This window comes from Acinetobacter vivianii (assembly GCF_014635885.1).
Lineage (GTDB): Bacteria > Pseudomonadota > Gammaproteobacteria > Pseudomonadales > Moraxellaceae > Acinetobacter > Acinetobacter vivianii.
In genome coordinates, this window is record NZ_BMDR01000002.1 from 502715 (window position 1) to 526479 (window position 23765).

The 23765-nt window shown below is 42.6% G+C and carries 21 protein-coding genes; 7 read left to right on the forward strand and 14 right to left on the reverse strand.

Annotated elements, in window-relative coordinates; genetic code table 11:
• Positions 1-37: 37 nt before the first annotated feature.
• Positions 38-1045: a hypothetical protein gene (locus tag IEV36_RS06090; RefSeq protein WP_005259044.1), complete on the reverse strand. Its 1008-nt coding sequence runs from the start codon at positions 1043-1045 to the stop codon at positions 38-40.
• A 25-nt stretch (positions 1046-1070) separates the two neighbouring features.
• On the reverse strand, positions 1071-2084 hold the full coding sequence (locus IEV36_RS06095; RefSeq protein ID WP_005259043.1) for an alpha/beta fold hydrolase: 1014 nt from the start codon (positions 2082-2084) through the stop codon (positions 1071-1073).
• A gap of 236 nt (positions 2085-2320) precedes the next feature.
• Between IEV36_RS06095 and IEV36_RS06100 the strand changes: the two genes are divergently transcribed.
• Positions 2321-2935, forward strand: a complete 615-nt coding sequence (locus IEV36_RS06100; RefSeq protein WP_032810306.1) for a carbonic anhydrase — start codon at positions 2321-2323, stop codon at positions 2933-2935.
• A gap of 104 nt (positions 2936-3039) precedes the next feature.
• The gene (gene aac(6')-I, locus IEV36_RS06105; protein ID WP_005259042.1) at positions 3040-3480 is read left to right on the forward strand and encodes an AAC(6')-Ighjkrstuvwx family aminoglycoside N-acetyltransferase; all 441 of its coding nucleotides are present in this window, start codon (positions 3040-3042) and stop codon (positions 3478-3480) included.
• Between the two features lie 27 nt (positions 3481-3507).
• Here aac(6')-I and IEV36_RS06110 read toward each other — a convergent pair whose 3' ends face one another.
• Entirely contained in the window at positions 3508-4131 is a 624-nt protein-coding gene (locus IEV36_RS06110) for an arylesterase (protein ID WP_171066973.1), read from the reverse strand.
• Between the two features lie 42 nt (positions 4132-4173).
• On the opposite strand from IEV36_RS06110, the gene IEV36_RS06115 reads away from it, so the two are divergent.
• A complete protein-coding gene (locus IEV36_RS06115; RefSeq protein ID WP_005259040.1) occupies positions 4174-4878 on the forward strand; it encodes an ABC transporter ATP-binding protein in 705 nt (234 codons plus the stop codon).
• The gene (locus IEV36_RS06120; protein ID WP_005259039.1) at positions 4875-7361 is read left to right on the forward strand and encodes an ABC transporter permease; all 2487 of its coding nucleotides are present in this window, start codon (positions 4875-4877) and stop codon (positions 7359-7361) included. Before IEV36_RS06115 ends, IEV36_RS06120 begins: the two co-directional genes overlap by 4 nt.
• Here the strand turns inward: IEV36_RS06120 and IEV36_RS06125 are convergent.
• The gene (locus IEV36_RS06125) at positions 7358-8164 is read right to left on the reverse strand and encodes a rhomboid family intramembrane serine protease (RefSeq protein WP_005259033.1); all 807 of its coding nucleotides are present in this window, start codon (positions 8162-8164) and stop codon (positions 7358-7360) included. The two genes, IEV36_RS06120 and IEV36_RS06125, sit on opposite strands and share 4 nt — an antisense overlap.
• A 72-nt stretch (positions 8165-8236) precedes the next feature.
• On the opposite strand from IEV36_RS06125, the gene mtgA reads away from it, so the two are divergent.
• Together mtgA and ppk1 are read left to right on the forward strand one after the other, a co-directional pair.
• Positions 8237-8911, forward strand: coding sequence for a monofunctional biosynthetic peptidoglycan transglycosylase (gene mtgA, locus IEV36_RS06130; protein ID WP_005259031.1), 675 nt, complete (start codon positions 8237-8239; stop codon positions 8909-8911).
• Positions 8912-9024: 113 nt separating this feature from the next.
• Positions 9025-11103 carry a polyphosphate kinase 1 gene (gene ppk1, locus IEV36_RS06135; RefSeq protein WP_005259029.1) on the forward strand — a complete coding sequence of 693 codons (2079 nt, stop codon included), beginning with the start codon at positions 9025-9027 and terminating at the stop codon, positions 11101-11103.
• Positions 11104-11156: 53 nt separating this feature from the next.
• On the opposite strand, the gene IEV36_RS06140 is transcribed toward ppk1, so the two are convergent.
• Complete coding sequence (locus IEV36_RS06140; protein ID WP_005259028.1) at positions 11157-12200, reverse strand: NAD(P)H-dependent flavin oxidoreductase; 1044 nt, start codon at positions 12198-12200, stop codon at positions 11157-11159.
• A gap of 118 nt (positions 12201-12318) precedes the next feature.
• Positions 12319-13020, reverse strand: coding sequence for a VIT1/CCC1 transporter family protein (locus IEV36_RS06145; protein WP_005259019.1), 702 nt, complete (start codon positions 13018-13020; stop codon positions 12319-12321).
• Positions 13021-13251: 231 nt separating this feature from the next.
• Here IEV36_RS06145 and IEV36_RS06150 point away from each other — a divergent pair, with 231 nt between their 5' ends.
• Positions 13252-14466: a tetratricopeptide repeat protein gene (locus tag IEV36_RS06150; RefSeq protein WP_005259017.1), complete on the forward strand. Its 1215-nt coding sequence runs from the start codon at positions 13252-13254 to the stop codon at positions 14464-14466.
• A gap of 25 nt (positions 14467-14491) precedes the next feature.
• On the opposite strand, the gene IEV36_RS06155 is transcribed toward IEV36_RS06150, so the two are convergent.
• The 8 genes from IEV36_RS06155 to IEV36_RS06190 form a co-directional block, all read right to left on the reverse strand.
• Positions 14492-15379 carry an alpha-amylase family protein gene (locus tag IEV36_RS06155; RefSeq protein ID WP_171067995.1) on the reverse strand — a complete coding sequence of 296 codons (888 nt, stop codon included), beginning with the start codon at positions 15377-15379 and terminating at the stop codon, positions 14492-14494.
• On the reverse strand, positions 15357-17204 hold the full coding sequence (locus tag IEV36_RS06160) for a hypothetical protein (protein ID WP_005259013.1): 1848 nt from the start codon (positions 17202-17204) through the stop codon (positions 15357-15359). The genes IEV36_RS06155 and IEV36_RS06160 overlap by 23 nt, the downstream gene beginning before the upstream one ends.
• Positions 17205-18455: a glycosyltransferase family 2 protein gene (locus tag IEV36_RS06165; RefSeq protein ID WP_004770306.1), complete on the reverse strand. Its 1251-nt coding sequence runs from the start codon at positions 18453-18455 to the stop codon at positions 17205-17207. It abuts the gene before it with no gap.
• Positions 18442-19347, reverse strand: a complete 906-nt coding sequence (locus IEV36_RS06170; RefSeq protein ID WP_005259011.1) for a hypothetical protein — start codon at positions 19345-19347, stop codon at positions 18442-18444. Before IEV36_RS06170 ends, IEV36_RS06165 begins: the two co-directional genes overlap by 14 nt.
• A complete protein-coding gene (locus tag IEV36_RS06175; RefSeq protein ID WP_004770304.1) occupies positions 19347-20096 on the reverse strand; it encodes a hypothetical protein in 750 nt (249 codons plus the stop codon). Before IEV36_RS06175 ends, IEV36_RS06170 begins: the two co-directional genes overlap by 1 nt.
• A gap of 178 nt (positions 20097-20274) precedes the next feature.
• A complete protein-coding gene (locus IEV36_RS06180; protein ID WP_005259003.1) occupies positions 20275-21717 on the reverse strand; it encodes a cryptochrome/photolyase family protein in 1443 nt (480 codons plus the stop codon).
• A gap of 119 nt (positions 21718-21836) precedes the next feature.
• Positions 21837-22319 (reverse strand): FKBP-type peptidyl-prolyl cis-trans isomerase, encoded by a 483-nt coding sequence (locus tag IEV36_RS06185; protein ID WP_004770302.1) that lies wholly within the window; start codon positions 22317-22319, stop codon positions 21837-21839.
• Between the two features lie 125 nt (positions 22320-22444).
• Positions 22445-23731, reverse strand: a complete 1287-nt coding sequence (locus IEV36_RS06190) for an NAD(P)/FAD-dependent oxidoreductase (RefSeq protein ID WP_005259002.1) — start codon at positions 23729-23731, stop codon at positions 22445-22447.
• Between the last annotated feature and the right edge of the window lie 34 nt (positions 23732-23765).

Here is a 23765-nt window from a genome sequence, read left to right on the forward strand (position 1 = left end):
GACATCAATTGAAATTGAAGGGTAGGGTTGCAAAGCCTTATCCTTCTACTTTTAAGATATGCGCCACTTGTTCCGAATAATAAAACTTCTCTAAATATACGCGAGCACGCTCACGCAAATAACCCGTTTCGATCACCTGTTGCAGTACAGGCGCAAGTAAATGGCTGAGTTCATTTTCAATTAGGGCTTCATCAATATTCAGATCACGCAATAAAAGATCGAAACTCCGTTCCTGATTACGTGCGTACCATGCATACACATCATCATGTACTTGTTGTTTTAGATACGGTGTTTGACGAATATGATCCCAAATCTCATGCCCCATCTCGACGGTTTTTGGTAAGTCCTGTACTTCTACATAATTACGCAATACCGATAAGGGCATGACTTTAATTTTATGCCAGAGATTGGCCTGAAAATGATAGAGCTTGTCATCATTAAAATGCTGATTCAGCACTCTTTCACTCATTTGACTGATTTTTAAAATATTCTTTTGTAAATAATGCGCAATGGTTTCATTCAGATTGGAATCCGTTACTGTTTCTAAAACAGATTTGCCCATTTTCATAAAATGTCCGACACCTGGGACGCGTTTCGACATGACTGAATTATCCAGATAATCCTGAATCGAGTGCTGGATTAACTGGGTAATCAATGCTGAGAACGCGGGATTATTCACCACGGTTTTAATTAAACGCTGGCGGTGTCCACTTTTACTGGCAACATACTGGGCAATCGAATCTACGGTAAGAACAGGAATAACATCTTCAATTGTGGTCTGGTCATTAATCGGGTGAATCAGGGCAAAACGAATATGTTCTGCAATCTGCTCAACCAGAAATGCACTTGCGGGTGTCGCAAGAATCTGTTTTTCGATCAGGTTGAAAATCTGTTCAAAAGACCAGATCTGTTGTAACGGCTGTAAACGCAACCAATGATAGAACTGTTTAAATTCCGATTGAATGGTGTCTGGTTGTGCAAACTCATATTCAAGAAAGTCGAGCTGTGCATCAATCAGTTGTTCTATCATTGGATGTTTAGACATATATTCTCAAATCGCTAAATTAAGTTTATTGCGCTGGAGCCGCAGCAGGCTTTTGTGCCTGAATCTTGCTGAGGAAAGGTAGATATTGCTGAACCACCAGTTGATCTGCTTCTAGAATCGGCATATGACCGACATTGTCCAGAATGACAGGTGTCTGGGCATTTTTTAGTAATGCTTTTAATTCAGGGACGACTTCAACATTGACGATTTTATCTTGCTTACCCCATAAAATTAGAGTCGGTGCATCAATTGATCTTGCCAGCAAGGCAAATGAATCAGGCGTATAGAGCTTATTTAAGGCAATCACCTGATCGACCATTTTCTGGGTTTGCTCAACCTGACCAATCATCATTTTTTCTTGTGCCTGAGCAATTTCTTTTGGAATGAATGGCGGAGTAAACATGGCTTGTTGCATGAGGAAATTGAAATCTCCTTTCTTGCTCACAATCATGTTTTTCACCTGATTGGGATCTTTTAAATAAGGCGTGGTCGCTGCCTTATAGACGCCTGCCGCATCAATCAGGAAAAGACTTTTGGTTTCAAAAGGATATTGGCCTGCATAGAGCATGGCAATAGAACCACCCAGTGAATGACCGGCAACATGCGCTGGGCCTGTCAGATTGGCAGCTTCTACAAAACGGCGTAATTTCTCTGTGACATTCGGAACAGAATAGTCAAAATCTTTAGGTACTAATGTTTCACCACTGGCTGGTAAGTCAGGAATGATGACGTGGTAGTTTGCCGTGAGGGCGCGGGCAACACGGTTCCAGTTGTCACGACTGCCTGCAAGACCATGAATTAAAATGACGATTGGCTTACCCGCTTGACCGCCTTCACTATACGACCAAGTGATGTCACCTACTTTTAAGGTCTTGGTTTGTAAGCCAGCCCATGCACGCTCTTGTTGCAACAGGTTTTGAAAATTCATTTCTATTTCGGCAGCTTGAGTTGTACTCACTGCTAGTGTACTTAAGCTACACACCAGCAAAGCAGCGCCAAGAGCCTTACGAAAAGGTTGGGTAAGTCGGGTATTTATCATCGTTGTTCAATCCTTGATCTATTTTTAAACCAATTGATTATTGAGGAAGAGACGACGCGAGTCATTTGCATAATCTACAGATGTATGGAAATTCTTGCCAATGAAATCAGCAATTTTCCGCTATTTTACGGTTCAAAAGATTAGCAAGTATGCTGATCGTTCTTATTTTTGTCAGTGACTTTCAAACGGGCGCACATTAAACTGTTGCCTTAGGTCAATCACACATGGATACACACATGCTCACCGCACAAGAAGCATTAGAACGTTTAAAAGCTGGTAATGCCCGTTTTGTAAAAGGAGAGGCAGTTCAACAAAGATTGTTATCTCACCAAGAACGTGCCGAGATGGCAAGTGATCAAAATCCTTTTGCAATTGTTTTAGGCTGTTCTGATTCACGTGTACCTGCTGAAATGGTTTTTGACCAAGGCTTGGGTGACTTGTTCGTGATTCGTGTGGCAGGCAATATTGTGGCGCCTTCACAGGTCGGCAGTGTTGAATTTGCAGCAGAGCGTTATGATTGTGCTGTTGTGGTGGTACTGGGTCATAGTCATTGTGGTGCGATTCAAGCCACGATTGATACCTTGATGAACCCTGATCAGCCGCCTTCATCGAATTTAATGTCAATCGTAAACCGTGTCCGTCCGTCGGTTGAAATCTTGATGCAAACCGAACTCAAAAATGATTTGAAAAAATTGTCTGCGCATGCGGTACGTTCAAATGTATTTGCTTCTGTGAATCAGCTCCGTCATGGCTCTGCTGTGCTGGAAAGCCTGATTGAAAAGGGCAAAATGATTGTCGTAGGTGCAGAATATTCGCTAGAAACAGGTGAAGTTTCTTTTTTTGATTTCTAAGAATCAGGGCGAGTTTTAACTCGCCTTAATTTCGCTGTTTGAAGCATAAATTTAAATTTTTTATTGAATTAGAAATATAAGTGAAGCAAAAGGGCAGAATCGATATGAAAATCATGCCTGTAACCGAGCCGTTATTGGCCGACTGGCTGCAATTAAGAATATTACTCTGGCCTGATGATGAAGATGCACATTTACTGGAAATGCGGCAGCTACTCGAACAACCACATACTTTGCAATTATTAAGCTATAACGATCAGCAGCAAGCAATTGCCATGCTAGAAGCGTCTATTCGATATGAATATGTAAATGGTACACAAACCTCACCTGTGGCTTTTCTGGAAGGCATTTATGTCTTGCCTGAATATCGACGTTCAGGTGTTGCTACCACTTTGGTACAGCAAGTAGAAGACTGGGCAAAGCAATTTTCCTGTACCGAATTTGCTTCAGATGCAGCAATTGATAATACGATCAGTCATGCCATGCATCGCGCGCTGGGTTTTCAGGAAACCGAACGTGTGGTTTATTTTAAGAAAAAGATCAGTTGAAATCGTCTATTGAGTGGAAGGCGCAGTTTATAACGCGCCTTTAATATAAGGATAAGCCAGATTCAGCATCATTGGCTGTGCTTTCGCATTTGGATGAATCTGATCGTTCTGGATCAAGTGTTTTTGTCCCGCGACACCTTCAAGAAAGAAAGGCAGTAATTTCACTTTATATTGCTGGCTGATCACCTTGTAATTATTTTCAAAAGCCTTGCTATAGGCTGTGCCGTAGTTAGGCGGTATTTTCATCCCAAACAGTAAAACATGGGCTTTCTGCTTCTGACTCAGCTGCACCAGTTGGGCAAGATTTTTTTGAATCATTTGTGGAGGCTGACCGCGTAAGCCATCATTGCCACCCAGTTCAATCACCACCACTTCTGGCCGATAGGTTTGCAATAATTTTGGCAGTCTTGCCAGCGCACCACTGGTGGTTTCTCCACTGACACTTGCATTGACCACCTTGTGCTGTTTCGGATACTGTTGGTCTAAACGTTGTTGTAATAAGTGAACCCAACCTTGTTTTGCATCTATGCCATAACCTGCGCTCAGGCTATCACCCAAAATCAAAATAGTCTTTGCTGAAACCAGTGTCGGGATCAAACAGACACTGATCATTGCAAGCGTTTTAGATACTGACAAGATAACTTTAGATATTTGCATTGCACTTCAAATTTGTCCTAAAGGATACGTGACATCATGCCACAACCGATTATTTCTGCCCAAAAAGTTACACAAAATATTCAAATTAATCAGCAAAGTTTAACGATTTTAAAAGATATCAATTTGGAAATTTATCAAGGTGAACAGATTGCCATTACAGGTCGGTCAGGTTCAGGAAAATCGACCTTGTTGGGTATTCTGGCAACACTTGATCGTCCCAGTGCTGGGGAGTTATGGGTGTGTGGACAGGCGGTGCATAGTTTGTCGGAAGAACAGCGCGCGCAGGTTCGTCTGGAAAATATCGGCTTTGTATTTCAGTCTTTTCAGCTATTGCCGCAGCTCAGTGCACTGGAAAATGTCATGTTGCCATTACGCTTACAACCTGACTTTAATTTCAAGCAAGCAGAACAAAAAGCATTGGCATGGTTAGAGCGAGTTGGGCTGGTACGTCAGGCCCAGCAAACACCGAAAGTGCTTTCTGGTGGGGAGCAGCAGCGTGTTGCGATTGCCAGAGCATTGATTGCAGAGCCAAAAATTATTTTTGCCGATGAACCCACGGGTAATCTGGATGGGCAAACGGCTGAAGAAATTGAACAGCTATTATTTGAGCTTAATAAAGAATTAGGAACAACTTTGGTTCTGGTGACGCATGATCAGAATCTGGCTGCTTTATGTCAACGTCATGTCAAACTGGCTGATGGTCAGATTCAGGAAATTGTAAAGCTTGAGGTGGGCTTATGAGTTCAGTTCTCAAGCCGCTGTTGCTGCAAAGTTTTCGTACGGGTGGGTTATATTTATTAATCATTGCACTTTCTTTAGCAATTAGTGCCACCACAGCACTCAAGTTCAGTAATACCCAAGTACAAAATGCCGTGACGTTACAGGCCGCTGAAATGTTGGCTGCGGATCTGGTGTTATACGATCAAGATCCAATTCAGACTGAATGGTTACAGCAAGCCAAAAAACTGGATTTGCAACAGGCCGCTGTGACTGTGTTTAGTTCGATGGCACATACCTCGGATCAGTTTGTGATGGTCAATGTGAAAGCCGTTGATGCGCATTTTCCATTACGGGGGGAACTGGAAATTCAGCCCAAGCCACAAGGCATTCAAACTGGACAGGTCTGGCTGAGTCCTCGTGCAGCTGATCTTCTACAGGCGAAAGTAGGGGATCAGGTTGCGATTGCGGATGGACAGTTTAAAGTGACGGGGATCATTGAACATGATTCTAATCAGGAGCTTGGCTTTTCAGGATTTTCGCCGACAGTGATTATCCATCAGGCAGATATTGCCAAAACCAATGCCGTTCAAGTGGGTAGCCGGATTGAATATCGGTTATTGATGGCAGGGCCGCCTGAACAGATCAAGGCATTTAAAAATATCTTCAGGCAGCAAACACAGCATGAACAGACGCTCGATCAACCCAATGATCAGCAGTTGGGTGAGGGCGAACAAGGTTCATTGAAGTTACGCGATGCCAGCCAATCCAATACGCGCTTAATGAAACCGATTGAAAATCTGGATACTTTTTTACAGCTTGCCAATTTGTTAACCATTTTGCTGTGTGGTATTGCGATAGCATTGACCAGTCAACGTTATGTGCAACAGAATCAGGACCATATTGCCCTGATGCGCTGTCTGGGGGCAAGTAAGAGACAGATTTTGCTGGCTTATCTGGCCTTGCTTGGAATTGTCAGTGCTTTATCGATTGTGCTGGGTAGTCTGATCGGTATTGCATTAGGTTATGGTTTATTGCAGTTGATGTTGCAGCTGATTCCACAATTACAATTAAGCTTTGCGCTGGCTGATTTGCTGTTTGCCTTGCCTGTCGCCATTTTTACCAGTGTGATGGTGCTGATTGGTTTTATCTTGCCAAGTATCTGGGAGCTATTAAATACACCGCCGATTCGTGTGATCCGTCAGCAGGAGCGTTCACGTAAGTCGTATTTCGCCATGTTTGCAGTCGGTATTGCCAGTCTGGTGATTTTTAGTTTGGTGCTCAGTGATAATTTACAGTTAAGCCTATGGGTCTTAGCCGCGATCTTGATTTTGTGTGCGACACTTTTTGCCGTGATCTGGTTGTTGTTAAAAGCGATTAAACAGCTCAAACATCCTGTATCAGCCTATGTACGGATTCCACATCAAACTGCTTTACAGATTACAGCCCTCGCTTTGGGCCTGAGCTTGATTACGGTATTGAGTGTATTAAGAACAGATTTATTGGAGCGTTGGCAGCAACAATTGCCAGAAGGGACACCGAATCAGTTTGTTTATGGCCTACCGCCGTTTGATATGCCTCAGTTGAAACAGCAGCTTGAGCAAAATAAATGGCAGTCCACTCCGCTTTATCCGAATATTCGGGGCCGACTGGTGGCCAAAAATGGTCAGCCTTTTGCAGCAGAACTGGTAAAACAAAATAATTCGTTGCGTCGTGAATTGAATCTGACTCAAGCCGCAGTGTATCCGAAAGATAATGTGATTACGCAGGGCAGTTCCCATTTTACCCAGATCGGGCAGGTGTCTGTGGAAGCAAAACTGGCCACTGAACTCGGGATCAAGATTGGGGATCAACTCAGTTTTAGCTTACCCGAAGGGCCAATGAATGCGACCGTCATCAATCTGCGTAGCGTGGAATGGGAAAGTTTTAGTCCTAATTTCTTCTTTATTTTTTCACCCAAAACTATGGATGAGAATGCGGGCAGTTATTTAGGAAGCTTCTATGTGCCGCCAGCGGATCAGCCGAAAATGGTGCAATTGATTCAGCAATTTTCCAACACGGTATTTATTGATGTCGGGCGTATTCTGGAAGAGGTGAAACGTCTGGTCAATGTACTGGTGCAGATTGTCACGGTTCTAGCCATGCTGGTCGGTTTATCGGGTGTACTGGTACTGATTGCCTGTTTAAATGTACTGATGGATGAACGCCGTAAAGAGGTGGCTCTATTACGCTCTTTTGGCGTTGCCAAGAATAAATTAAAACGTATGCTCAGTCTTGAGATTGGCTTTATCGGCTTGTTGGCGGGTGTCGTGGCCTGTCTGTTTGCAGAGGTGATCAGCGCGATTGCCAGTTACAAGATGCAAATGGCCATTCAGTGGCATGCTGAGATCTGGTTGATTTTGCCGTTAAGCATGATGCTGATTTGTACCTTGATCGGGCGCTATCGCTTGAGTTACTTATGCGATATTCCGCCCTTACAAAGTTTAAGAGAAATGAACCAGTCTTAGAAAGTAAGCTGGTTTTGACGCAGGATTTCATTCCAGAGTGGATTGAGTCCTGTGCTTAATTCTGTGCAATAAAAATAGAATGCGCTGAGCAGTAAGGCACCAATCATTAAGGCAATGACTTGAGCCAGTGCATTTCTTGGCGTTTTCTGGCTGAAATACCATGTCACGGCCAGCAATGCACCCATGATCATGCCACCAATATGTGCGGCATTATTAATCCCTGAAACGGTAAAACCGAAGACAAGGTTAATCGCCATAATCATTAATAATGATTTTTTATCCAGCAAGAAGCGTTGCTGTGGCAAAGGTGGAAACAGGGAAATGACGGTGAGTGCTGCACCCAGCCCCATCACGGCACCCGAGGCGCCTGCACTGATATGCGGGAGTAATTTCGGATCAAAATGTTGTAAAAGTTCGTAGCCATCACGGATGCTCAGATAACTGGACAAGACACTGCCCATGAGGCCAGCCAGAAAATACAAACCGATATAATAGCTTCGACCAAATAATTGTTCTGCCACACTGCCAAAGATATACAGCGCCCACATATTTAACATTAAATGGATCAGGCCAAAGTGAAAAAACATACTGGTGAACAAGCGTTCTGCCTGCCCAGTAAAGGTGAGCGGTGTAAAATCTGCTCCCCAAGCGATTGCATCAACAGGGGCAAGGTCGGTAATATTCACCCCTGAAAGAATTTGCCAGCCAAATAATCCGACATTGACTGCGATTAACAATGCAGTAAACCACCATGTTTGTATTTGCAATTTTTGATTGATTTGTGGTGGAGTCGTTTCAGTCATATGTTTACGCTAGTTATTGATATAAAAAATAGCTTAGCATGAATTCATTGCATGATGGAGTGATGCACTTTAATGAAAGCCTTTTTAGCACGCGCAGTAATGTTGATTATTGGCGTCATTCTACTGATCCAGCTCTGGATTTTTAGTAGTTTGGTCTGGTGGCGAACCCATCCAGTGAATACGACCATGTTTATGCGTTGGGATTACTTTACCGACTTTAAACCGATCAAGCAGGAATGGCGTGACTATGACAATATTAGTGATAACTTCAAACGCGCAATTTTAGCGGGCGAAGATGCCAAGTTTATTCATCATCATGGCTTTGACTGGGCGGGGATCCAGTTTGCACTGGAGCGTAATAGCAAAAAAGGTGAACTGGTCGCGGGTGGTTCAACGGTTTCACAACAGTTGGCAAAAAATCTATTTCTTTATAATAAACGTTCTTTCATCCGCAAGGGGCAGGAAGCTGTAGCGACATGGATGATGGAGCGGATGTGGTCAAAACGACGTATTCTGGAAGTTTATATGAACTCTGTTGAGTTTGGTCAAAACATCTATGGCGTTGAGGCAGCAGCTCAATTTTATTATGGCAAAAGTTCTAAAAGTCTCACCCGAGAAGAAGCTGCATTTTTAGCCGCTCTGTTGCCAAATCCAAAGTATTATCAAGACAACCGCAATGACCGTAAGTTGCAATATCGCAAGCGGGTGATCTTAAAATATATGAATGGGATACAACTTCCGCAGTAATTCGCCAAATTTCAAAAAAAAGCCCAATATTTTGGGCTTTTTTACCAAATTGACATAATTTTGCAGCATACTTAAATCATCACTTGATGAATGATAAAGCAACAAGGTTGGGTATGAATACTGCAGTGACGACAACAACGCCAATAGAATACAGTTACAACGATCGTTATATAAATCGAGAGCTTTCGATTCTCGATTTTCATCTACGCGTACTGGAACAGGCTGTCGATCCACTTCATCCATTATTAGAGCGGATGAACTTCCTTCTGATCTTTTCACGTAATCTGGACGAATTCTTTGAGATCCGTGTTGCGGGAATGATGGAACAACTGACGTTGGGTAATGAAAGCCGCACTCCAGATGGTTTGACGCCAAAGCAGGTTTTAGAACAAATTTCAAAAACAACACATGCGGCAATTGAACATCAGTACCGAATTTTAAATGAAGAGATTTTGCCGAAATTACGTGAAGAAGATATTTGCTTCTTACGTCGTGGTGAATTGACGCCTGCACAATCGGCATGGATCAAGAAATATTTTCATGAACAGGTGGCACCTGTGCTTACACCAATCAGTCTGGATCCTGCGCATCCATTTCCACGATTGGTGAATAAAAGCCTGAACTTTATTGTGACCTTAGAAGGGAAAGATGCCTTTGGTCGTCAGATTGATTTAGCGGTTGTCCCTGCACCGCGTTCATTACCGCGTGTAGTGCGTTTGCCAGATGAATTAACCGATGGTAAAGAACACCATGTCATGCTCTCGGCAATTATCCATGAACATATCTCTGATCTGTTCCCTGGTATGACCGCAACAGGCTGCTATCAATTCCGTGTCACCCGTAATGCCGATTTAGCGCTAAACGAAGATGTTGAAGATCTGGCAAAAGCGTTAAAAGGTGAGTTGAGTTCTCGTCGTTTTGGCCGTGCAGTACGTCTGGAAGTAACCCATAACTGTCCAAAGCACATTTATGAATATTTGCTCAATGAGTTTGATCTAAATGAAGAACAACTCTATCGCGTAGATGGACCTGTAAATTTGGCGCGTTTATTATCAAATTTCAAACGTCCGCATTTACGTTATGACTCACATACACCTGTGATTCCAAAAGCTTTTAAAAAGTCTGAAAGTATTTTTGCAGCAATGCAGAAACAGGACATTTTATTACATCATCCATTTGAATCTTTTGCGCCTGTGATTCAGTTGTTGCGTGAAGCTGCACGTGATCCGCAAGTGCTGGCTATCAAACAAACGCTTTATCGTAGTGGGGCCGATTCAGAAATCGTGCAAGTGCTTGCCGAAGCTGCACGTAATGGTAAGGAAGTCACGGCAGTGATTGAGTTGCGTGCCCGTTTTGATGAAGAATCCAATATTGAAGTGGCGAATGTACTGCAAGAAGCAGGCGCCGTGGTGGTATATGGTATCGTGGGTTATAAAACGCATGCCAAAATGATTCTGGTGGTACGCCGTGAAAATAATAAACTGGTGCGTTATGTGCATTTAGGCACGGGGAACTACCACGCCACCAACGCCCGTATTTATACCGATTATGGCCTCATGACTACCGATAAAGACCTGTGTGAAGATGTACATCGTATCTTTCAGGAATTGACGGGTATGGGCAAAATGGCGAAGCCGAAGAAGTTGCTTCATGCGCCATTCACCTTGCATGCCCAGTTGATCAATTATATTGATGACGAAATTGCCAATGCTAAAGCAGGTAAACCTGCACAAATTATTATTAAAGTGAATGCCTTAACGGAAGTTCAACTGATTAATAAACTGTATGAAGCTTCGCAAGCGGGCGTGCAGGTTGACCTGATTATTCGTTCAATTTGCTGTTTACGTCCGGGCTTACCAAACTTGTCAGAAAATATTCGTGTGCGTTCGATCGTTGGACGTTTCCTTGAACATACACGGGTTTATTATTTCAGCAATAATGGTAACCCACGTATATACGGTTCAAGCGCTGACTGGATGGATCGTAATCTGTTTAACCGTGTTGAAGCGTGTTTCCCAATTGAAGATCCAGCCTTGAAAAAGCGTATTTACCAACTGGGTTTATTGAATTACCTCAAAGACAATCAGCAAGCCTGGTTGCTACAAGGGGATGGAGTATGGGAACGTGCGCGACCGATGGAAGGTGAAGCACCACATAATGCCCAACACACTTTACTTGAGGCGATTAAATAAAGTGATCTACCAAAAGGCCGACTGATTATGGTCGGCTTTTTTACGCGCAAAATTTAATTGGTTTTTATTTCCAGTACCAGTTGATTGACTAAATCGGCTGCTTCCAGCTCTCGAATTTGACTGACATTGCTCCCTGCCCAGAAAGCACCATAACTAAAATCATTTTGCGCACTGGCGATACTCATCAGTTGCTTTGCCAGATCATAGGTATATGGATAGGCAGGCACGTGAGGACGATTTGGAGCGTCGATCTGTGTATGCCACGTGCCAATTAAACCACGTGCGGGTCGGCCTGAAAGACTGGCACTAATCTGCGTGATGGTTTGATTAAATAATGCCTTGCGGTAGGTGGCATTGGCACTGGAACTTTTACATTGTACAAACGCTGTGCCTAATTGTACTGCTGCAGCGCCGTGTTTGAGCATGTCTTTGGCATGTTCACCATTCATGATGCCGCCTGCTGCAATTACGGGGAGGTTGCAGTGTTTTGTAATGAGTTGCACCAGATCAATGGTTTTAATCGCAGCATCAAAATGCTGATTGAAAATCCCGCGATGCCCACCCGCCTCAATGCCTTGCGCGATAATAATATCAATACCTGCCGCTTCAATCGCTTGAGCTTCAAGTAAATTGGTTGCAGACACCATGGTCATGATGCCAGCTTGTTTTAAAGCCTGAATCTGATGCGGGTGTGGGATACCAAAATGAAAACTGACTGCTTTGGGACGTGTTTCCAGCACCACATTGAGAAAGTCATCATTGTCTAAAAAGCTGGGATAAATACAGTTGAGCTGGGTTGGGGCTTCTACAGAAAATTTTTCAAATTGGGGACGAAGATACTCAATCCATTGTTGGGCAGTTTCAGGGTTGAGCTGTTCTGATTGATGACAAAAGAAGTTCACCTGAAAGGGGTGATCAGTCAGTTCTTGTGTCTTTAAGATTTGTGCTTTGGCTGCTTCAGGCGTATTGGCACCGAGGCCTAAAGAACCGAATGCACCTTGATTCGATACTTGAGCAGCAAGTTCAGGTGTAGAAACCCCAGCCATCGGCGCAAGTAAAATCGGATGTTTTATTTCTAATAATTCTAAAATTGACATGGTGGATGACTCACTGCATTTTTAATCACCTTAACGTAAAAACAAAAAGGCTTGCAAATAATAATCGCTATTTAATTATTGAATATAGACGCTATTTTCAAAATGACAGCATATTGGCCTAAATCGGAGTCACATTAAATAAGGAACCCACCCAGCTGGAAAATACCATTGCCAAGATGCCCCATATGGTAATGCGCAGGCTGCCTTTAAGCATGGAGGTATGCGCAAAGTAACTCGACAATGCACCCAATAAAGCCAGTGAAATAATTCCTGTAATTAACACAGCCCGTGCGATCCATGTATCTGGACTGAGCAAGATTGCCAACATAGGTAAGGCTGCACCACAAGAGAAAGAGGCGGCAGAAGACAGCGCTGCCTGAACAGGATTGGCGGCAGTATTTTCATGAATGCCGATTTCATCTCGTGCATGCGCACCAAGTGCATCATGTGCAGTGAGCTGTTTGGCAACTTCATGAGCAAGTTCAGGATTTAAACCACGTGAGATATAGATTTGGGTCAGTTCTGTTAATTCGGCATGCGGATTTTTTTCCAGTTCACGTGCTTCAAATCTCAGGTCCGATTTTTCAATATCTTCTTGAGACTTGACCGAGATATATTCACCTGCGGCCATAGACGTTGCGCCCGAGATTAGCCCAGCGATACAGGTAATCAATAAGGTGTGAGAACTTGCACCACTGGCTGCCATCCCCATAAGCAGGCTGGTAACAGAAATAATGCCATCATTGGCACCTAATACAGCCGCACGGAGCCAGCCTGAACGTTGTATCACATGTGGTTCTGCATGTTGTGAAAAAGACATAATTTTGCTCTTTTAAATCAATTTAATTTGTCCGCGTCTAGTTCTATAACAGTTCAATTGCTTGTAAAATTCTATTGATGATTCATAAACTTAATCTATTATAAATTAACTTATTTTAACGATAGCATAATGATGATTTAGTTATAATATGTGAACAATTTAACATTTTAAATGCTAATTAAGCCTTCTTGCCATAGACCATATTGTGAATATTTTTAGTTGAGATTTGCGATGAACAATTCCAAAAATAAGCTGCTGAGTCATACACTATTACTTTTAGGTCTAATCGTACCTGTACAACAGGCGGTGAGTGCTGAGCCTGATTTTGTGAAAGAAGGGGATGCGGCATATAAACCCGGTAATCCGATTTATGACCGTTGGGATAAATTTTATAAAATTGAACAAAGCCAGCCAGAAGAAGCTGAAAAAATCCTGATTGAATTGGGGCAACTCACGCCACAAGATATTAAAGTCTGGAAGAGTCTGACCTATTTACAAATCCGTTTGAACAAGCAAAATGAAGCGATCCAGAGTGTGCGTAAAGCAGAACAGCTTGCACCGCAGGATGAACAACTGAAATTGCAGGAAGCGTATTTACTCAACCAGCAAAAAAGAAATAAAGAAGCGTTGGTGATCTTTAAAGATTTATCGGCTTCATCTGATCCAGAAATGGCGAGCAAGGCACAACAAGCGGTTCAGAATCTCAGTGCTTCAGCCGTACCATCAACTTTTAAAGATGTCTACTTTGCGCCTTCTTATGAGTCGCGTTATGACGATTTCATTTTCCCATTGAAAATGCGATATGGTAAAAATCTGGATAATGGTCGGGCGCAGGTATATGGCTTTGTGAACCTGAACCGTGATACCAAATCGAAAGGTGGGGTACGTCCTGAGATTATCGACGAAAATGCAGTAACCGTCGGTGTTGGTGCAAATTATCAGCCTTGGCTATCGATTCCTGTTCGTGCCTATTTAGAAGTGGGTGGCAGCTATGATCTGATTGATCGTAATCGAGATAAGTTCCGTGAAAGTGTGGTCGGTGGTGTAACGGGATATCAGGAATGGTATGCCAATCCTGCGGTGGAACAACGTACCATCTGGAATGATTATTTCACTGATTTATACGGTAATGTCGCAAGCTATTCACGAGAAGACTATAACGTTATTGCGGATTTACGATTGCGCTCTGGTTTTAATGTCTATCGTGGTGAAGCGGGTACCGTACAAGCTTATGGCAAGCTACATACTTTGGCCGATTCAGAAGGTGAAAATTACAATAACTTATTTGAATATGGTGCGGGTGTTGCATGGCAGCCTTTTAACTATGTTCCAGTAAAGCTACGTGTTGAGCGTTTATATGGACGTTATTTCAAAGATGCTTTAGCTGATGGAACAGATACCTATAATAACACGCGCACTGAATTGGTATTTTATAAGAGCTTCTAATCGCACTTATAAATTATAAATAGGGTCAGGTAGTTGAGCCGTATTTCAGTTTATACCATAAAGCCACGGCATAAACGGTGATACGGTTCATATAATGCGGGCCATCAAAAATATAAACTTTCTGTCCTTCATAGGCTTTAAGCTGCTCAATCACTTCCCACGGATAAGCTGAGCGGAAATGGCCTGCTTTTACTGGACGGAAAGCTTCTAAAACAATCACGACCTTATCTTTACCGAACTCTTTTTGAAGATCTTCCAGAATAATTTTTGCCTGCTGGGGAGAGCGGGTTCCTACACCGACGCCATCTTGAAAAAATACATGGGTATTGTGAGGTAACCAGCTTTTCAGCCAAGAATCCAGATGTTCAGGAGACTGCTCAGCACTGTAAATACTGACCCAGACGGGTTGAGGTAAGGTCGCTAAAGCTTGTGCCAATACACCTACACCTAACCATGTGGGATCTGCTTCAACAGGAAAGTAATAACCTTTTAATGGAATTGATTTGGTTCTCTCAATAATCTGTTTCGAGTTTTCTGCCAGTTGTAGAACATTTGAACGGGCAAGCTTTTCATCATATTCACCCGCCAGCCCCAAAATGATTTGTTGAGACCACGGTTGCTGATTGAGCTGTTTTAAGTTGAGGGTTTTATCCCATTTTTCAAAACCCATGTCATGATCGAACCAGGCTTTGGATTGTACAGTGGACCACTGCGGGACAAAGGTTGAAACACCAAGTAAATTCCAATTACCTGAAGGTGGAGTGGTGGCTAAATCGGGTTGCCAAAAAATTCCTTCAATTTGGGGAGGTTGCACGTCTGCCTGAAAGAAGTGCATGCAACCCCCTAAACTGAATAAGGCGGATAACGTAATAATTTTTAAAAGTATAAATTTAATCTGCCTTATTTTTAGCATTCGGTCGTTTACGCCAGTACCAGAGCAAAATTGCAAGAATCATGATAGCAGAGATTATAACAACCAAGATAAAGAATGATGACTGCTGGACTAAAGGGGCTTTCTGGTTACCTACAATAATTTTTTGTAAAATAAACACTTGCCCATTTTCTGCCACCAAGATTTTGCTGGCATTATTTGGAATATTTGTCTGGATTTTATCCCAAAGCTTGGTGAAGTTCTGCGCGCCCGCAATCGAGTCTGTGATGACATTGAAACGTTGGTCATGGAAACTTACCAGAAAACCACGTGCAGTTGCTGGAGCATAAAGAATATCTTTATGCATCAATACCTGTTGACGATATATATTCGGGTTGACTTGCACATTTAAAAGTTCAGGTTTAGCTGGATCAAACTTGACCAGATTCAAAGGAATCGGATCATTGGTCATCAGCATTTTTTTAGCCACCTGACTCATGGTCATGGCAATTTCCAGACTGCCCGGATTTTCATCAATCGCAATGGTTGGATGTGTGGCAAAACTCATGGAAAGTGAAGCAACCCCATTTTTGAGCTTGTGCGGCAGTTTCACGGTCGATTTTTGCGTATCAATCCAGAGTGAACCTTTGGCAGTTGGCAGACATTGTGAGTTTACAATGACCGAGTTTTCCAGCTTGAGGCTAAAGTTGGTGTTATTGGAAATGGTTTTAGCAAAATAGTTAAATTGTCGGTTCACTGGATCAGAATCTAGCTCTGCCGTTTTTAAGCTACCTGCTAAGCCACCATCAATCCATGTGGTAATGTTTGAGCCTTCGAGTAATCCACTTTGGACACGTAATGCAATTTGTCCTTGTAGAATATCGGTCGGTTGCCAGACCGCAGGAAAGTTTAAGAATAGATTCTTTTCAGCCTGATTTAAACGGAAATCGCTGATCCCTAAGTCTGCAAGGGTTTTGATTTGCTTGATCTGTGCCCAAGCAGGTGCTGCCAGTTTATTCGGCAGATAGGTGGATGAGGTATCGAGCTGCTGTAAATAATTTGGATTTAATAAACCGTTAATAGCGGAGACCAGCTTTTCCGGATTGTCATATTGAATACGTAACGTCGGAACCTCATTCTCAGCACTGATTTGAACTAAAGTACCGTTGGGTAAAGGCGTTGCAGATTTTGCAATTTCAATAAAAAAGTTGGCTGGCTGATTCTCTGGTGCATTTTGTTCATACCACTGGATCGGGGTGACTGAGCCCCATGCACTGATTAAACGCCCCAGCATAGAGGCTTCATTGATATTGGCTCGATTGTATTTTAAGACCCCAACGAATGGCGTAGGGCGCACCACTTGTGGGTTAAACAAGGCATCAGGTAAATCTTTTAAACGATAAATTGGCCGATGGCGCTGGTAATCAATTTTTGAATTACTAAGATAAGTCACCTGATCCACATCTTCACTACAGAAGGTGGTGCGATCAGCCGCAGGTGATGTGGTTGGCGAGTATTGTTGCAAGATGAAATCTAAGCGGTGAAAACCACTCGTGGTCGCTGGTATATTAAAGTTCAGCGTTCCATCACCATTCAAAGTGGTGTTATAAATCAGTTTGTCATCAAATTTCACCAGTAAAGTGGTGAAATGTTCAGTCGAATATTCACTGGTAAATTGGATATTTTGCCATTCTGAGCCTTTACCCACATAAAAGAAATGCGGTTCAATCGTGTATTTGTTGGAGGTATTGATATTATCAAATGTCCAGGTATTCAGTGTGTCAGCAGAACTCAACACGGGCAAGGAAAGCGCTGCACTTGCGACCAGTATTTTAAAAATCTGATGATGTAATGGATTCTTTTTCATTTATTTTTTCTCCTTGCTGCGCTCAGTTTTGTACCACTGCAATGAATTTCCCTGTATCTTATTTTTCAGCATGTCGTAGGCAGCTTTAAACACGATAAATAGAAAGACCTGTGAATAGGTGACATAAGATAAAACCGAGAAGAAATATAGTTGAGGTTTGGCTCTTTCTAGGGATAAGGTAAACCACATTTGTGCGACGTATAGACAGAACGATAAGCCCCAAAGTAAGGTAAATGGGCCAGGAACAGTGATCCCGGCAATACCCAGTAAACCAAGGGTTAAAGTAATGTGACTCCAGATCAGTGCGGGCACAAACAGGACATAACACATAATATTGTTAAAAATTTCGATCCCGATCGGGAACGGTTTTCTTAACGCAATCGGTAAATATTTACTGGTGACGTAAAAGTTTCCTTGCGTCCAACGGGAACGTTGCTTAACAAAGACACTTAATGATGGTGGATCTTGTTGCCAGCCGACGGCATAAGGTACCCATTTAATGCGGCGTTGACCCAGAAAAATTCGGAAACTCATCTCGGTATCATCGACCAGAGATTTTTCGTCAAAACCACCCAGTGTTTCCAGCGCATCACGCCAGATCACATAATTGGTTCCCATCAGGGTAGAAAGCTCGAAACGCTGCCAGCGTCCACCTTGGAAAATCCATTGAAAGAAAATAAACTCAATCGCAATGAAACGGGTCAGAATACTGTCACGCCAGTTACGCGTGCGTACTTTACCGTTGACGGCAACCAGTTTTTTATCTGCCAATAATGTTTGTGCCAATAAACGCACACAGTCGGGTTCGGGCGTACTGTCTGCATCATAGACCACAATTAATTCACCCTTGGCATGCGGCAAACCATTATTCAGTGTGCGCGATTTTCCTTTTCCCCCCATTCCTTTGGGTACATTGACGATTTTAATGCAAGGGTAAATCTCTGCCATGCGTTCCGCAATTTCTAAAGTATTGTCTTTGGAACCGTCATTAATCAGTAAAACTTCATAAGCATGGGCAGGATAATCCTGTTGCGCAATGGCATGTAAGGTATCTTCAATGACCACACCTTCGTTATAGGCTGGAATTAAGACACTTAATACAGGCCAGTGTTCTGGAACAGGCATATTTTCCAGTTCTTTGGCTGCATTTTTCGAATATTTCCAGGCTTGATAACTGAGCCATGCCCAGAAGGCTTGAGGGATCCAGATGCCCAGAAAACCGAACAGGAAAAGAATATCAATTGCGGGCATTTATTCTTCTCCTGCGAATGATGGAAATGATCAAAATCAGGAGCAATCCGCCGCCAAGTAATAATGAGATCCAGGAAATAGAGCTACCAAAGGTACTGAGCAAACTTGGATACTGTGCTGAGTAGACATAGTCTAGTGGAATCACGACTGTACTCAATGCAATCAGTAAATAACCAAAAATATTGGTTTCTACACCGTCTGCTGTACTGGTGTATTGAATATTATTAATGTCCCATGAAATGCCCAGATGTGGATATTCAATATTATTGACAGGCATATCTGCTGGAGGGTTAATCACCACCTGATAACCCGATGCTTGTGATGGATCTTTAATGGCCTGATAAAAATAATGTTGATGATGTTGAATTTTACGCGCAGGGATACGTAGCTCATTCGGGCTATCTGACTGGATGATATAGCTGCCCGCAGGTTGTGAAATCAGGTTTTCATCCCAGCCAGTTTCAATCAGGGCGGCGAGGGGTCTTAATCCCAATGCTGTTGAAAAGGTGGCTTTGGCAGCAAAATATTTCGAATGTTGCATTTGGTAAAAGGCAACAGGAATTGCACCTTCATCCACCGCTTTTTTGATTTTATAATATTTGATGGCACTAAAATATTCATTGGGCAGGATAACGCCGGGTTTTATTCCCTTATCAATGAGCCGTTTAAAACTTTCAGATTCAAGCTGATCTGAGGTAAACACGGGCCACCATGTGGCTGGTTGGGGGAACAGGGCTGCTATATTTCTGGGTAATTCGGTCTGAGAAGCGACCTGATTTTGCGCAGGCTGGATCGAACAGTGATAATACTGCTGATAGAACTCTTGTATGGTGGTATCTGGAAAATTTGTAGTACTCACCAGCAAACCACAAATGTTAAGCAGTACTGACATTAAGGCACCTCTTGATCTTGAGGGCTCAAATATTCAGTATGTTGTTCAATTTTGAGCTTTAATACAGTAAGTTCCTGAAGCTGTTGAATAAATACAGGATAGGTCTGATTTTCTTCAATCACAGGTTCATGAATGACGATACTCTTAATCTGGCTCAGCTCTTCATTAATAAAATGGTAAATGACGCTATCTCTTTCGGTCGAGAGAATCGCCATAATTTTATTCTGAGTTTCTTTCCAGATATCTTCACCAAGCATTTCCCGAATCAGTACGGTATTGTCGATCTGGGTGGTAATAATCTTGTAATGATCTTTTTGCGTGAGTTTAAGCAGCTTCTTTAACTCGCCCTGAAAGTGTTTTAACGCAGTTAGCGGCAAAATATCATGTTGGTAATTACGATCATAACTTTGAATTGCGCGGAAGGTTTTCAGTGCATTCTGGATATTGTGACGAATGGCGCTTAAAAAAATCGGAGTGATGGGCAGTACAAACAATAACAGCAGCTGACGCTCGACATAAGTTTGATTGGCTAAGTCGAGCAGGAAGTAAACTGCAACCCCAATGAAGGTGATTAACCCAAGGATGATGGCCAGACCGACATTTAAAAATGCGCCCGCAATCAAAAGGATGAGAAGGAAAACCCAACTGCCACGATAACTTGCTGGTAACCACTCATACGCGACGATGCCCATAAAAACATGGGCTGAGATAATCCACAAGACGAGTGCTGAAGCCGGATTTTTCTGCATAATTTTTTAGTTTTAATAAATGTCTTTTGTGATGAAGGTAACATTATTTTACGGTTTTGACGATAAACTTTCTGTTATGGATTGTGTAAAATAATTTTATAAACAGTAACATACAGTATAGTCTGTCTAACTGTTTGTTGAAAAGCTTTGTATTTTAAATAAATTTTATTTTATGTAACTAAGATAAATGGGCTTTAAACGCTTCAATTGCACGGGTACGACTGAGCTTTAAATCGACCATTGGATGCGGATAATCTAATGTTAAAGAATGGTTTTTTGTATAAGGTTCATGAATTATTTTTTTATCAATTTGGGCCAGCTCAGGAACCCATTTTCGAATGTATTCCCCCTCAGGATCGAACTTTTGTGATTGGCTAATCGGATTAAATATCCGGAAATAAGGTACGGAATCTGTGCCTGTCGAAGCACACCATTGCCATCCGCCATTGTTGGCTGCAAGATCGCCATCAATCAGATGCTGCATAAACCATTGCTCACCTTTACGCCAATCAATCAGCAGGTTTTTGCTCAGGAACATGGCGCAGATCATTCTTACCCGATTATGCATCCAGCCTGTTGCCAACATTTGTCGCATGCCTGCATCAATGATCGGAATGCCGGTCTGACCCTGCTGCCATTTTTCTAAAGCGGCTGGGTCATCACGCCAAGGGATATTCTGAGTCGATTGCTTAAAGGGTAAATGCCGTGAGACACGGGGAAAATCAAACAGAATATGTTGGTAAAATTCCCGCCACAACAATTCGTCTAACCAGCTTTGTTGTCCATCGGATTGAATTTCAAAATGGCCCTGCTGTTGTCTGAATAGCGCTTGAAGACACTGGCGAATCGAAATGATCCCGATATTTAAGTAGGCTGAAAGCTGACTGGTGCCAGAGCGTGCAGGGAAGTCCCGTCCAGTGGTGTATTCATTGAGCTGTTCCTCAACAAACTGGTCAAGTTGCTTCAAGGCATAGGCTTCGCCGATCTGCCATTCAAGATCCTGCGTATGTTTGATCTGTTGTTTATATTTAAGTTGCAGTGTCTCGAGATCGGTTTGTGAGCTCGACTTTAAATCCGTTATTGCTTGTTGGGGAGCAGGTGTTGGATAACATTGCGGTAGTGCAGGTTGTAAACGCTGATAACAGGTCTTTTTAAACGCGCCAAAAACCTGATAGGGTAAATTGGACTGGTTACGGATCGAGCCGACAGGAAATAAGGTGCGATCATGAAAAAGCACCAGTTCCTTAGCTTGCTGATTTAACAGTTTTTGTACAGCTTGATCGCGTTTTAATTCATTTACCCCCAGTTCAATATTGGCATATACATCTTGAATCGGCAGTTGCTGCATTAAATTTACGAAATACTCAGGTACATCTTTCCAGAGCGGAATTGTGTGTACCAGCAAGGGAATATTCAGATTCGTAAGTTCGTCTTTTAAGCTTTGCAGTTGTCTGAGATAGAATTCAGTTTTAATCGCTGCATCATCGTGTAATTGCCATTGTTCAGGAGATAAAATGACGACGGCAATGGTGGGGCCAGCCTGAGTCGCATGCCAAAGCGCAGCATGATCCTGAATTCTCAAATCTTGGCGAAACCAAATCAGTTGATAAGCAGTTGACATAATTCTGTTTATTTTAAAGAAATTGACATGACCATAAGCGATTTTTTTATTTTATAAAAGTAGCGGTAATAAAAAAGCAAAGCCGAAGCTTTGCTTTTTCCATCTAATTCAAAAATGAATTAGTGGTGGTGACCACCTGCACCGTGAACGTGACCGTGATCTAATTCTTCTTGAGAAGCATCACGGATTTCAACGATTTCTACTTCAAAAGTAAGGTCTTGACCAGCAAGCGGGAAGTTCGCATCAACGATGATGTTGTCGCCTTCAATCGCTTTAACAGTTACGATTTGTACGCCGTCATCAGTTTGAGCTTGGAATTGCATACCAGGCTGGATGTTGTCCACGCCTTGGAACATTTGAGCTGGAACTTCTTGAACAAGTTCAGGGTTGTATTCGCCATAACCTTCAGCAGCTGGAACGTTTACAGTGAATTTTTCGCCAACAGTTTTACCTGTAAGTGCATTTTCTAAACCAGGAATGATGTTGCCCGCGCCGTGCAAATATGCAAGTGGTTCACCTTGAGATTGATCAAGTGTTTCACCCTCAGCGTTTGTTAAAGTGTAGTGGAATGAAACCACGTGGTTATTTGCAATAGCAGTCATGTTTTGAATCCATGTCATCAATAGTTTTAGCTGTATATCATAAAGTGAAAAACAGTTTTTGTTGACTATTTTCCACTTTTTGAAACGATTTAGTTAAATATTGAGACGAAATATCAAATTTCAACTCAATAAAGTTTAATTTTTGGACGGACACGACGCGTCAGGAAATCTTTCATGGTGAGCATGCCTGCTTGGGTGTAACCATGAATATTGGCCTGATGCATTCGATAAAGTGAAACATACATGGTTTTGGCAATGAAGCCTTGTACGCTAACATCGCCTAACAATTCTCCTACCGCCTGATTACGACTCAGTGAAACCAGTGAACCTTTGTCATTAAATGTGAACATCGGTTGTGGAGAACCTGATAAACGTGCAGCCATTGCATCGACCAGGAAGGTTGCTTGCTGACTCGCCACTTGTGCACGTGGGCCTAACGGTGGCTGGCGTGCATCTAACTGACAATTTGCACAATCACCAAAAGCAAAAACATTCGGATCAGAATAGGTTTGCAGGGTCGCGTATACCATCAGGCGATTGATCTTATCCCGTTTAAAATCAGTAAATGACTCTAAAACTTTCGGCGCTTTAACACCTGCCGCCCACACCGTAATATCTGAGTGAATGACATTTCCATTACTGAAATAGACATTGGTTTCATCGACTTTCTGGACTTTATGCTGAGTCAGAATCTCAATCCCCATTTTCTTGAGCTGCTTGGCGCTATGCGCTGCTGTTTTTTCATTTAGGGCAGGTAAGATGCGGTCAGAGGCTTCAATGAGAGTGATTTTGACTTGCTTCGGATTAATTTTCTTTAATCCATAGCGATAGAAGTTCTTGGTGGTTTCTATCAACTCTGCTGCCAGTTCAACACCTGTTGCACCAGCCCCGACGATGCCAATATTCAAAGCTCGCTCATTTGACTGATTTTGTGCCTCGATATAGAGGTGAAATAAATCCTGCTGGAAAATATCGGCTTGTTGACGGCTATCCAGAAAATGACAGTGTTCACGCACACCTTCTGTACCAAAGTCATTTGAAACAGAACCCACGGCCAGTACTAGAGTGTCGTAGCTGAGTGTTTGAGTTTGTGGGGTGTGTTCTTTAGAAAGCTGCGGGGGAGAAAGGTTAATTTGTTTTTGATCTTTATTCACATCAACAAGTGTGCCGAGCACGAACTCAAAATGATGTTTTTCTGCATGGGCAAAATAATTGGTTTGTTCTTCGTGAGGATTCAGCGAGCCAGCTGCGATTTCGTGGAGGAGAGGTTTCCATATGTGTGTGAGATTTTGATCGACTAGGGTTATTCGGGCTTTCTCTCGTCTGCCAAAACGTTCACCTAGCTGTGTCGCAAGTTCCAAACCACCTGCGCCACCGCCCACAATCACGATATGATGTAAGGTTTTGCTCATGATTAACCTAATTATTTTTGTGAAAGGATGGCTG